Source organism: Clostridium sp. UBA3061, assembly GCF_002367465.1.
Classification (GTDB): Bacteria; Bacillota; Clostridia; order Clostridiales; family Clostridiaceae; genus Clostridium_J; species Clostridium_J sulfidigenes.
Window position 1 is genome coordinate 17,202 of the sequence record NZ_DFCF01000006.1, and the last position, 12,539, is coordinate 29,740.

Here is a 12,539-nt window from a genome sequence, read left to right on the forward strand (position 1 = left end):
AGGCGTATTAAAATGAAAACCCGTATAAAAGCTTTACTTGAAGAATATAAATATAGCTGTATCCTTATGAGCAAAGAAAAAACTGTGATGACTTCCTTTGATAAAGGTGTAAGCCCTATATATAAATATATCAAAGAAAATGGAGTGTCTCCTATACCATTAATAATGGGTGATAAAATTGTTGGAAAGGCAGTTGCTCTGATGGCTATTTATGGTGGTGTGGAATATATCTACACACAAATAATTAGTCAAGGCGCTATAGATATTTTAAATTCCCATAATATTAAATTTGACTACGAAGAAATAGTTCCTTATATAAATAATCGTAAAAAAGATGGGCAATGTCCTATGGAAGCATCTTTGTCTGGCACAATAAATCCTGAAGAAGGATTTAATATAATTGATACATTTATTAAAAATAGAGAATTAAAGGAGTGTCCAAAATGATTTATAAACCCTATGGTAAAACTGGTAAAATGGTTTCTGCCCTCGGCTTTGGTGGAATGAGATTTAAAGATGATTGTTCCATTGAAGAAGGAGCTGAAATAGTTAGGTATGCAAATAGCCTTGGTATAAATTACTTTGATACTGCACCTAACTATTGCAATGATAGAAGTGAAGATATCTTTGGAGAAGCTTTTAAAAATATGTCTGGTGAATTCTATGTATCTACTAAAAGCAGTCTTGGTAGTGAACCAGATGCAGATTCAGTAAGACGTAGAATAGAAAACTCACTCAAAAGACTTGGTATAGACAAAATTAACTTTCATCACATGTGGTGTATTATGGACCTTAATCACTATAAAAAAGTTATGGCCAAAGGTGGTCCTTATTGGGGAGCTCTTAAAGCTAAGGAGGAAGGCTTAATAGACCACCTAGTATTTTCTACCCATGCTTCTGGTGAAGAAATTAGAATTATGGTAGAAGAAGGTTATTTTGAAGGAGTAACCTTAGGGTACAACATTTTAAACTTTCCGTATCGACAAGAAGGTATTTTAGCTGCTCATCAGCATGGTCTAGGAGTAGCAACCATGAACCCTTTAGGTGGTGGATTAATTCCTGAAAATCAAGAATATTTTTCATTTGTAAAACAAAATCAAAATGAAAGTGTTGTACAAGCAGCGCTGCGTTTTAATGCTTCTCATGAATGTATTTCAGTAACTCTATCTGGTATGGGTAGTAAGGAAGAAGTTAAGCATAATGTAGATGCTGTTAAAAACCTTACTATTCTCAAAAACTCTCAAATAGAAACTTTAAAATCTTCTCTTAGGCAAGATATGAATCAACTATGTACAACTTGTCAATATTGCAAACATTGTCCTAAAGGTATTAATATTCCTAAATATATGGATTTATATAATTATTACGTATTAAAAGGTATTAATGGTATAAAAGAAATGTATGAATTACTCTCTAAATATGGCGATATTGACTTTGATAAAGATATGGCTCCCAGCGATTGCATTGGGTGTAAAAAATGTGAAACTCTGTGTACACAAAAGTTAAATATAGTAGACAGACTAGATTGGATTAATCGCAATGTGATTAGAAACTAGTTATTTATAATATGTTAGTTGAGTAGTTTAGCTTTAAATTAAAAATATATGGATTTATTAAAATTTCATTTAATAAATCCATATATTTTCTTTGTTATGTACTTTAAAATAATAATCATAAACTTTTTATAATTTTATTAATCTCTTAACCTATTTTTATTAACAACGGTAGTATTCCTCCCCTTTTCCTTAGCCTCATAAAGGTTTATATCTGCTCTATATATTATATCTTCGGTATTCATATCTAAATCTCTAAAGCCATATACTCCGAAACTACAGGTTATACTAAACTTATTTCCTTTATGTTCAAGGGTCGTTTCCTCTAAATTCTTCCTAATTCTTTCTGCAATAATTTCTGCTTTATCTTCATCTGTATCATTTAAAACAATTAAAAATTCTTCTCCACCATAACGTCCAATCCAATCACTTCCATTGCTTCTAATATATTTTGAAGCAATTCTCGTAAAATCTTTTAATACATTATCTCCAACTATATGACCATAGGTATCATTAATTTCCTTAAAATAATCTATATCTGCCATTATAACAGACATAGATTTTTGTTCCCTTATAGATTTCTCAACATCAACTTCTAATCGCTCTCTTATGTACCTTCTATTATATACACCTGTAAGATCATCTATTAGGGTAGTTTCTTGTATATTTTTCAAAAACTTCTCAATAGATTCTGCATATTCCCTCTCTCTATCTATAATAGCTCCTCCTTTTGATATATCCTTCACTAACTCAACTATATAGGTTTCCTTGCCAATATTTATAGGAGAAGCCATAACTAGAAAAATCCTGTTTTTGTTATACTCTATTTTTACTACTGTTTCATTGCTTTCATATGCTTGTTTAGAAATACAATTTTCACATATACCATTCCTATTCCATAACTCATAGCAATGTGTATCAGTATTTATAGTATTGTTATCTGTTGATAAAATTTTATTATTATTGGGATTAATTATTCTTATCATATCATATATATTTTTAAAGATTGAAAGTCGCTCTTTCACATCATCCATTATATCCATACTTCAAAAACCTCCTTGTTTAAAATATGGCTTCATTTGTTATGTATTTTTTATTTTTCAGCTGTAATAAAGTACATCTCTACATGTAATTCTAAAATATCTTTTATATATATTTTGAAAAAATGATCTAGAATATACTTCTATTTAACTATTCATCTATAGAAAGTACATCTATATATTTCTCTGATACATCATTTGTCAAACTTTCTACACTCATAAGTTTTTTATTAATCTGCTTAGTCCTTGTACCTACAAGCTTATCTAAATCTGTACTTGCTTGATTTAACTTTTTCTGTGTAGCTTTAAGCACCTCTTCAAATTTTCCAAACTCTGTTTTAACTGCTCCAAGTACATTCCAAACTTCACTAGATCTTTTTTCAATTGCAAGAGTTCTAAATCCCATCTGTAAACTATTTAAAAGTGCTGCTAAAGTTGTTGGGCCTGTTATATTTATCTTATATTCTCTTTGAAGAATTTCAACTAAATTAGTTCTTTTAACTACCTCTGCATAAAGACCTTCTATTGGTAAAAACATAATTGCGAAATCAGTGGTGTAAGGTGGGTCTATATATTTATCTCTAATATCCTTAGCTGATTTCTTTATAGCTGTTTCTAACTTTTTATAACCTTCTTCTATTAAACTTTGGTCTCCAGTATCATAGGAATCCACCAAATTGTGGTATACATCCAAAGGAAACTTTGAATCTACAGGAAGGTATACTACATCAGAGGTTTTATCCTTACCTGGAAGTCTTATTGCAAATTCCACATTATCTCTAGATCCCTTCTTAGTTACTACATTTATATCGTACTGTTCTTTAGTAAGAATTTGATCTAAAATTCTTCCCAATTGAATTTCTCCTAAGATTCCTCTAGTCTTAACATTGGAAAGAACTTTTTTTAAATCTCCTACTCCCATAGCTAAGGTTTGCATCTCACCTAGTCCTTTATGCACAACTTCCAATCTTTCACTTACCAACTTAAAGGATTCTCCTAATCTCTTCTCCAATGTACTTTGTAACTTTTCATCCACAGTTTCCCTCATTTTTTCTAACTTATCCTCAGTAGACTTAAGCAACTCACCTTGTTTTTGGGATAAATCATTAAATTTTTCTTTTTGAAGATTATTAAACTCATTAACACTTTTAGAAAATTGATTTTCAAAAGATTTAAGTGATTTTTCTATAGTATTAGAATATGTATCTAGTTGATTCTTTTGAAAATTTGCTATTTCACTCATTCTACCTAAAATAGCATCACTTAACCTTTGTATTTGAAGGTTCAACTCAATTCTAGCTTCTTTTTCACCTTTACGAGATTCTTCCCTATTTCTAGAGATTTCATCTCTAAAGGCTTTTTCTAATTTATCAACACTTTTATCTATATCTCCTACCCTTTGTTCTATATGTAAGATTGAATTCTCAATATCGGCTGCACTGCCCTTTTGCATTCTGCTTCTAGAATCCTTTAATTTTAGAGTAAAATATATATTTATAATTAACAATATAATTACAATAACCAATAAAACTTCCATTATCTCATCCCCAATCTTAAAATTTATATAAGAATATTACTCTCAAATACCGTTTAAAGGCTAAATAGAAAATTTTATCTATTTAGCCTTATATTTAAGGTAAAATAAGAAACATGAAAATATGTTCCCTTGGTCATTATATCATTTTTCAGTATAAAATTACAAATAGATTAAATTATTAAACTCTTCAATGTTTTTACTATCTATTTAATTTATATTAGATACTTTTCATAAGTACAATTTTAAACTCAGTACCTATGTCCACTTTACTTTTAACTTCTATATATCCTCCTTGGGCTTCAATAATTGATTTACTAAGAGATAATCCAATTCCAACAGACTCAGATTTTCCCCCTTTATAAAATCTCTTAAAAATATTAGGAAGATCCTTTTCACTAATTCCCACTCCATTATCCCTTATTACAATTTTTGTATTTATGGGATTTTCTTCAAGTTCTATATGGATTTCACCATTATAACTATGTTCTACACCATTCTTAACTATATTAATCAACGCTTCTCCTAACCATTTCTCATCATAATTAAACATAAACTTATTTTTATTTTTTTTATTAATCTCTTCTATATTACTTATTACCGTTTCTTCATACATATTACTTTCAAATACTATATTAACTTTATTTTCTGCTGCCATCATTGCAACATTGTCTATAACTTCATAAATAGTATTAACTAAGCTATTTTCCTTCATGTTAAATTCAATTGCTCTTGCATCTACCTTGGCTAGCTTCAATATACTTTTTATAAGCCAATCCATACGATTTAATTGTGTCTTGCTATTATGTAAGAATTTTTCCCTATTATCTTCACTAATTTTCTTATTACTTAAAATATCATTATAAATAATAAGGGCAGATAGTGGTGTTTTTAATTGATGAGATATGTCTGATAATATATTTACTAGAAACTCCTTTTCTTTTTTTAAATCTACCATCTGACTTTGTAAAACTTGTCTCATATTTTTAAATCCATAGGAAAGTTTTGCAAAATCTCCTTCCTTCTCTTCATAAAGATTTACATCATAGTTTTCCTCTAATATTTCCTTTGAGGCTCTTGTCAAATTTCTTACTCGACTATATATACCTCTATACTGAATATAATTTAATAATATTAATAAACCTCCAAATGTACTACCTATAATTATAAATATAAATTTACTATTTTTAAAAGCTTCATTTATTCCATCTATATACATTATATTTATATTGTCTTTATAACCATAATTATCTATAATTTTTTCTCCTAATTTTATCCCTTCCTTTGTTGGCACTTTAAAGGTTGCCTCTACTAAATCCGCTTCAAGATTAGGAAATTTTTCTACCATTGTAGATAACATTGCGGCCTTGCCATCTATATATTGACTCTTTATGTTATTAAAATAAAAAGTAATCCACATATTAACGATAAATATAAATATTATAACTATAAATAATAACACTACGGAACTCTTTTTTAATTCTGGATTTATAAGCTCTTTCATTAATTTCTCCTACTTTCCATTAACAACTTCTTTTATCCACATATAGCCTAGTCCTCTTTTCGTTATAACATATTCTGGCTTACTAGGATTATCTTCTATTTTTTCTCTAAGTCTTTTTATATAAACTGAAAGAGTATTTTCCTCTACATATGCGCCTTCTTCACCAAATAATTCCTTTAATATATGATCCTTGCTAAGTAATATTTCTGGACTCTGTAGAAATGCTAAAAGAAGCCTATATTCCTTTGCCGTTAATGATATCTTTTCATTACCCTTGGATACTTCTGCACTAGATGTGTTAATAATTATATCTCCGGATCTTAAAGTTGTTATATTATTATCACCTTTGCCAACTCTTCTTAAAACTACACGAATTCTTGATAATAACTCCTTTACTCTAAAAGGTTTTGTTATATAGTCATCACCACCTATATCTAATCCCAAAATTATATTTACCTCTTCATCTAAAGCAGTTAAAAATATTATAGGTGTGTCCTTCTTTTCCTTCACGTATTTACAAAAGTCATATCCACTTCCATCAGGTAAATTTATATCTAGAAGTATTAAATCAAACTCCTCATTATTAAATTTTTCTTTTCCATTCTCTATAGAACCCACTCTAAAAACCTGATACCCTTCTTCTTGAAGGGTATATTCTACTCCTAAAGCCAATGCCTCATCATCTTCAACTAATAAAATTCTATTCATTACATAACCTCCTCCATAAAAAAATTTTCAAATTATTTATTAACACTACTTTAAAACTTGCATTTATAACTTAATTTTATCATTAAAATCATATAACATTATAGGGATTTTAAAAAGCTTAGGTTATAATTATATTAAAACAAAAATCCAAAGAATATTTCCTTGGATTTTTGTTTTATCTATTTCTTATTCTTATTTTGGAATAACTGTTTTATTTAATAATATGTCTATATTATTTACTCACCTCTTATACTATCAATAATATTTTGTTTACTTAATCTTCTAAGAGGTATTAATGCCGAAACATATCCCATAATAATTACAGCTACAATAGAAATAACAATACTATTCCATGGTAATGTAAATTTGAAATCCCTAATATTTGACATAGGATTATATAGTATATATGCTAGTATAGTACCTGCTACTGAACCAATAATTCCTCCATATAGTCCAAATAATACACCTTCAAAAGTTATCATTTTTCTCACTTGTTTCCTTGTCATCCCTATAGCTTTTAAAGCTGCTATTTCCTTATTTCTAAGAAGAATATTTGTAGTTACCGTATTTACAATGTTTACTGCACTTATTAAGGTTATTACTATTATAAATCCCATAAGCAATATACTCATTTGCAATTTATACGCCTTTTCACTTTTAGCAGATTCTATTTTATTATAATAGCCAATTCCTGCATTAGTATTTTCTATCTTTTTTAGCGACTTATCTATTTTATCTAAATAGCTCTCATCATTAATTTTTATTCCCATATCTGTAACTCTAAAATTTTTCATCTGCTGCTGATTGCCTTCTATTATATTCTTAACAGTATTCTTACTTCCTATAACATTTAATACTCCTTGATAATCTAAATCACTAAAAGGCTGAACATCCATAATTGCTGCTACCTTAACCTTCTTAAGCTCCTTACTATTAAAGTTCTCTTGTCCATCTGAATATTCCACATCACTAATTAGTATCTCATCTCCTACTTTAAGTTTAGCCATGGGTGCAATAAGACTTCTCTTATCTCCAAAGAATGTTGTTTCTCTAACTATAATTACTTCTCCATCTTTAAGATTATCAATGCTACCTTCCTTAATATATTTCTTAGCCACATTTAACTTATTTTCTTCATAGGCTTGAAATACAACACTAATTTTCGATTTGTCTTTTCCATCAACTTTACTCTTGAATAAATCTTCATCCCTATTTTCTGCTGCCCACTGTCTTACTTCCTTAGGTATAGCAGAATTCTCAACAAATCCTTGAGTTAATATGAAATTATAATGTTTATAGATTTCACTTACCCCTGAAATATTTCTTACTTCTTCAATTAATTTATTATTTATAGCATCTAGTTTTTCAGTATTACCATTATCATGAATGGTAAATGCAATGTCATTATCTTCAGTAACCTTCTCAGAAAAATTATCTGAGAACTTAGCAAAGCTCATAAACGTTACAAATAGAGTTACACTTATAGCCATAGATAATACAGTGATATAAAATCTTCTTTTATTTCTCTTAACATTTTTTAGAGCCATGGCTGTATCTATTTTAAAGAATTTCCCTAAAAATTTACCACTCCTATTTCTCTTTTCTTTCTTAATTAAAGATTGACTACTTATAGCTATTAATGGTGAAATCTTACCTGCACTTCTAGCTGGTAGATAAGCTGAAACATATATAGTTGCTGCTCCTATACCACTACTTAATAATAGTACAAATGGTGATGTTACTACTTTAAGGTTTGAAAATTCACCCAATCCTGACATCTTATTAAAGGTAAATGCAATACAATATACAGCCACTATTCCAAAGAATACTCCAAGAGGAATACCTATAAATATCATAATAGATGCTTCTCTAATTACTAAATTCATAATTTGTTTTTTAGTAGTTCCAATAGCTCTTAACAATCCAAACTGCTTCATTCTTTCTGCTATGCTAATATGGAAAGCATTATAAATAACCACTACTGTAGCCAAAACAACAATTCCTATAACAATGAAAACTATCATAAATAGAGATTTATTCATATCCGCATTACTAGACTCCCCTATAAGTCTTAGTAAATCTTTATTTTGTACTACTTTACTTTTACTACTAACAAGATTAGATACTTCCTTAATCACTTCTTGTTTATCAGCTTCATCCTTAATTTCAACTAATACTGTGGAATCTTCTTTCACATTACTATCATTCTTTATTAAATAAGCCTTTGATATTCCTTCACTTTGATTTTGCCAATCATCTTTAGCTATTCCAGATAAGGTATAATCTTTTTCATCTCCATCTTCATCTTGTATTTTAATTATATCGCCTACTTTAACTTCTTCATCAAAATATCTAAGAATCCACCTTTCAATAACAACTTCATTATTACTCCTAGGTAATTGGCCTTCTTCTAAATTTATATTCATAAGTTTAAATGCAGCTTCATTTAAATAGTTAAGTTCAATGTTTTTATCCTTTATAAATGGAACAGCATTTTTACTAATCATAACCCCTAAACTATTAACATTTATATTAGTTTGAATCTTATTTATTTCATCTTCAGATACATTAGTTATAGCAAGATGAAATGCCCCCATACTTTTCTTTGAATTTTCAATCATAGAATTCTGCACTGTTAATATAAAAGTACATATTGATGTTATAAGTGCTACTGACAATATTATTCCTATTATAGTTAATATTGTCCTTTTTTTATTATCCTTTAAGTATTTTCCACTTAAAGCTTTATAACTATTAATCAATGTTTCTTCCCCCTATGCCATAGTTTTATCACTTTCAATTTTTCCATCACTTAAAGTTATAACTCTATCTGCTTGTTCAGCCACATTCCTATCGTGAGTTATAAGTATTAGAGTTTGATTATACTTTCTAGCGGTAACCTTTAAAAGCTCTATAACTTCCTTAGAATTCTTACTATCTAAATTACCCGTTGGCTCATCTGCAAGAATTATAGATGGCTTATTTATAAGTGCTCTTGCTATTGATACTCTTTGTTGCTGCCCTCCTGAAAGCTCTGATGGAATATGTTTTCTTCTATCTTCAAGACCGATCATAGATATAATTTCATCTAAATATTTTTTATCTACCTTCTCACTATCAAGAAGGGCAGGTAAAGATATATTTTCTTCTACATCGAGAATAGGCATTAAATTAAAGAATTGAAATATAAATCCTATATTTCTTCTTCTAAAGATACTAAGACCAGTTTCATTTTGCTTGTATATGTCTATATCATTTATAAATACTTTTCCACTAGTAGGTATATCTAATCCTCCAATTAAATGAAGTAATGTAGACTTTCCAGAACCTGAAGCTCCTACTATAGCTACAAATTGTCCTTTATCAATGCTAAAGCTAATATCATCTAAAGCACGAACCTGACTATTTCCTTCTCCATAATACTTCTTTAAGTTTTCAACTCTTAAAATCTCCATACATAATTCTCCTTCAATCTATATTAAAATTTTGTAGTTACAATAATTTAACTCTTAGCCTCAATAGTATTTAGATTAAGGTTGTATTAATCACTACACTTCTCTTTACAAATATCATTATATATATTTAACTATTTTTTCACCATAAACCTTACCTTACATAATTAATAGTTTTCTTACATTTTAGTCATATAAGAAAGAGTGTAGCAAATTGTCATTAAACAAATTTAACTACACTCTTCCAATTCTAAAAGTTAATTATATAACTCCATTTCTAAATCAGTAGTAGATGAATGTTCAAATTCACATATATCATATCCAGATACACTTAATTTAAAATCCTTCTTTTTTCCTCTCCCTATATACCCTTCATAACTACTATTAGAAGTTACTGAATTAAAGTTTTCTTCATTACCTAAATCAGCTCCATCAAAGTATACTCTTCCTCCAAGATTATCTTTTAAATTAACCTTCATAGCATAATTGTCAAAATCAGTGGTATACTCTACATCCCTTCCAACTAATATAACATTTTTTCCTATTGGCATGTAGGATTCTATATTTATATAATTAGCATTGATGGTAACATTATTAGGTAGCACTTTTCCTTCTCCATAATCCTTATAAGTACCTCCTGAATATACCCTAGCATTATTACAATCTATTTTAACATTTTCAGCATTTATAAATTCCCTTAAGTCTATTTCTAAATAATTGCTAGTTTTAATATTAATATTTTTAAGAGTATTATTATGTGGTAAATTTACATATCCCCCTCTAGGACTTGTAAAAATCAATGTATCTTTCAAAACTTTACTATCCTTTATTGTTAGGTTTGTATAATAATTACTATTAAAATTAATGTCTACTCCCACTGGAACTTCTATAACAATTTGAGCATTATTATTTTTTTCTTCCATAAGTGTGTAAATAATTGCATCATAAGATTTTTCAAAAAATCCCCTTATATTTTTTGCTTCAAAAAAATTATACATAGTTCTGTCTCCTACAACTTTAAGACCCTTTGTATTAGCATCATAGGAAGTTTGTACCTTCATATCATTTTCTATATATTCTAGTACCTTAACCCTTGTATTTTTATCTGATGAAGATTTAATTTCTACATTATACCCTTTATTTTCTAAGGATGAAATATCAACAACATCAACTTGTTTATCTGTTACGAATACTTCTCTTTCCGAAGGAGTTGCATTTATTATTTCTCTTTGAACTCTATAAACTTCATTTGCAATTTTAGGCATCATATATGCTCCACTTATAATGGACCCTGTAATTCCTACTGCAAGAAACACTCCAGCCACAATAAGAGATTTTTTCCATCTATTCATTAAATTTTTCCTCCTTATCATCTATATTTTCTGCTTTATAATCTACATCTATATCTTCTGTAAAAATAGGCTTTTCTTCGTAAGCCTTATCTTCTACAGAAATTTCTTCTATCTCTTCATTTTTCTCAGTAGCACTTTCAGTATTCTTCTCATTACCTTCAGTGTTTTCTTGTTGATTTTTAACTCTTACATACATATTTCTAGTTTTAACCCAAGATATATAGCTCACTACTAAGTATTTTAATCCTTTATATACTAAACAGTATAAGATCCAACACAAAATAATAAATCCAGTCCATGCTATACAAGCAAAGAATCCAAACACTCCCATAGATATATCAATTCCACACAGGAAGGCAGCTCCTAGATAACCTATAAAGTTTGCAATTGACATTCCAACAAGTCCTAAACCACTGGCTATCATAGACATAACTATTGTTAAAGCTGGGAAAAATAATAAAATACTTATAACAACTATTATTAATTTTACTCCAGCAGAAGATATCTTTCCGTTAATTACTGAATTGGAATCTAAAAATTCCTTAGTCTTATTACCTGCCTTTTTTCCTTGTCTCTTTACATTTTTCCAAAGATTTTTAGCGTCCTTAGAAACTTTATCTTTAAGTTCACTATTGCTACTACTTGTAGATTTGCCTTGTCCCTTCATCTCCTCAGTTAATTCTTTTGCAATGCTCTTAGGAGAACCTAATGTTTTTATAATCTCCTCATCACTCTTTCCCTGTAATTCTCCATTTAAGAAAAATTCTTCATAGTCTCTTAATATATCATTTATCTCAAGTTCACTAAAAGCTCCCTTTAAGTAATCCCTAAGTATATCTAAAAAATCATTTTTAGTCATTATTCTTATTCTCCTTCCTATAACATCCTAATATTAAATTTACATCCCTTACAAACTCATCCCATTCTTTAACTAAAGTACTTAAATTACCTTTTCCATAGTCTGTAATCCTATAGTATTTTCTATCTGGGCCACCTTCTGACTTCACCATATAGGTTTCAAAATTTCCTTCTGTAGTAAGTCTTCGTAATAATGGATATATAGTGCTTTCCTTTACTGACATAACTCTTGAAATATTTTCTACAATTTCATACCCATACATATCTCTGTCATTTATAAGTGTGAGAACACAGATTTCAATTACACCCTTTCTGAGTTGTGTACTCATATCTAAACCTCCTTTATTAAGTTTTAACAACATACTTTTCTTTATATATATTTTAACTATCCTTATACTATGTAAAACACAATAGTGTCTTAAAAAATATAGAAGTTACTGTGTATTACACAATCCTTCTAAACCTTTAGCAACTTCACTATGTAAAACATAGTAGTCCCTTTTAAATTTGGTACTACGTTTTACATAGTACCCTTACA

Annotated in this window: 11 protein-coding genes; 2 read left to right on the forward strand and 9 right to left on the reverse strand. The window is 28.7% G+C overall.

The window, feature by feature from the left end:
* The first annotated feature begins 12 nt into the window (after nt 1–12).
* Nucleotides 13–447, forward strand: coding sequence for a DUF1893 domain-containing protein (locus B2P65_RS04620; protein ID WP_051824025.1), 435 nt, complete (start codon nt 13–15; stop codon nt 445–447).
* Nucleotides 444–1,556: an aldo/keto reductase gene (locus B2P65_RS04625; RefSeq protein ID WP_346848906.1), complete on the forward strand. Its 1,113-nt coding sequence runs from the start codon at nt 444–446 to the stop codon at nt 1,554–1,556. Before B2P65_RS04620 ends, B2P65_RS04625 begins: the two co-directional genes overlap by 4 nt.
* A gap of 137 nt (nt 1,557–1,693) precedes the next feature.
* Here the strand turns inward: B2P65_RS04625 and B2P65_RS04630 are convergent, their stop codons facing one another.
* The 9 genes from B2P65_RS04630 to B2P65_RS04670 form a co-directional block, all read right to left on the reverse strand.
* Nucleotides 1,694–2,596 carry a GGDEF domain-containing protein gene (locus tag B2P65_RS04630; RefSeq protein ID WP_346848905.1) on the reverse strand — a complete coding sequence of 301 codons (903 nt, stop codon included), beginning with the start codon at nt 2,594–2,596 and terminating at the stop codon, nt 1,694–1,696.
* Nucleotides 2,597–2,744: 148 nt separating this feature from the next.
* Complete coding sequence (locus B2P65_RS04635) at nt 2,745–4,130, reverse strand: DNA recombination protein RmuC (RefSeq protein WP_346878367.1); 1,386 nt, start codon at nt 4,128–4,130, stop codon at nt 2,745–2,747.
* Nucleotides 4,131–4,347: 217 nt separating this feature from the next.
* Entirely contained in the window at nt 4,348–5,631 is a 1,284-nt protein-coding gene (locus tag B2P65_RS04640; RefSeq protein WP_346848904.1) for a HAMP domain-containing sensor histidine kinase, read from the reverse strand.
* A 9-nt stretch (nt 5,632–5,640) separates the two neighbouring features.
* A complete protein-coding gene (locus tag B2P65_RS04645; protein WP_150842884.1) occupies nt 5,641–6,339 on the reverse strand; it encodes a response regulator in 699 nt (232 codons plus the stop codon).
* A gap of 236 nt (nt 6,340–6,575) precedes the next feature.
* Nucleotides 6,576–9,101, reverse strand: coding sequence for an ABC transporter permease (locus B2P65_RS04650; RefSeq protein ID WP_346878366.1), 2,526 nt, complete (start codon nt 9,099–9,101; stop codon nt 6,576–6,578).
* A gap of 12 nt (nt 9,102–9,113) precedes the next feature.
* Complete coding sequence (locus B2P65_RS04655; protein ID WP_346877870.1) at nt 9,114–9,794, reverse strand: ABC transporter ATP-binding protein; 681 nt, start codon at nt 9,792–9,794, stop codon at nt 9,114–9,116.
* A gap of 254 nt (nt 9,795–10,048) precedes the next feature.
* Entirely contained in the window at nt 10,049–11,143 is a 1,095-nt protein-coding gene (locus B2P65_RS04660; protein ID WP_346879686.1) for a hypothetical protein, read from the reverse strand.
* Nucleotides 11,136–12,002 carry a DUF1700 domain-containing protein gene (locus B2P65_RS04665; protein ID WP_346848900.1) on the reverse strand — a complete coding sequence of 289 codons (867 nt, stop codon included), beginning with the start codon at nt 12,000–12,002 and terminating at the stop codon, nt 11,136–11,138. Before B2P65_RS04665 ends, B2P65_RS04660 begins: the two co-directional genes overlap by 8 nt.
* A complete protein-coding gene (locus tag B2P65_RS04670; RefSeq protein ID WP_035132636.1) occupies nt 11,995–12,330 on the reverse strand; it encodes a PadR family transcriptional regulator in 336 nt (111 codons plus the stop codon). The genes B2P65_RS04665 and B2P65_RS04670 overlap by 8 nt, the downstream gene beginning before the upstream one ends.
* Between the last annotated feature and the right edge of the window lie 209 nt (nt 12,331–12,539).

What these genes read in the sequence shown, in the direction of transcription:
- B2P65_RS04620 (WP_051824025.1), top strand. Translation starts at nt 13, where the DNA reads ATGAAAACCCGTATAAAAGCTTTACTTGAAGAATATAAATATAGCTGT.
- B2P65_RS04625 (WP_346848906.1), top strand. Translation starts at nt 444, where the DNA reads ATGATTTATAAACCCTATGGTAAAACTGGTAAAATGGTTTCTGCCCTC.
- B2P65_RS04630 (WP_346848905.1), bottom strand. Translation starts at nt 2,596, where the DNA reads ATGGATATAATGGATGATGTGAAAGAGCGACTTTCAATCTTTAAAAAT.
- B2P65_RS04635 (WP_346878367.1), bottom strand. Translation starts at nt 4,130, where the DNA reads ATGGAAGTTTTATTGGTTATTGTAATTATATTGTTAATTATAAATATA.
- B2P65_RS04640 (WP_346848904.1), bottom strand. Translation starts at nt 5,631, where the DNA reads ATGAAAGAGCTTATAAATCCAGAATTAAAAAAGAGTTCCGTAGTGTTA.
- B2P65_RS04645 (WP_150842884.1), bottom strand. Translation starts at nt 6,339, where the DNA reads ATGAATAGAATTTTATTAGTTGAAGATGATGAGGCATTGGCTTTAGGA.
- B2P65_RS04655 (WP_346877870.1), bottom strand. Translation starts at nt 9,794, where the DNA reads ATGGAGATTTTAAGAGTTGAAAACTTAAAGAAGTATTATGGAGAAGGA.
- B2P65_RS04660 (WP_346879686.1), bottom strand. Translation starts at nt 11,143, where the DNA reads ATGAATAGATGGAAAAAATCTCTTATTGTGGCTGGAGTGTTTCTTGCA.
- B2P65_RS04665 (WP_346848900.1), bottom strand. Translation starts at nt 12,002, where the DNA reads ATGACTAAAAATGATTTTTTAGATATACTTAGGGATTACTTAAAGGGA.
- B2P65_RS04670 (WP_035132636.1), bottom strand. Translation starts at nt 12,330, where the DNA reads ATGAGTACACAACTCAGAAAGGGTGTAATTGAAATCTGTGTTCTCACA.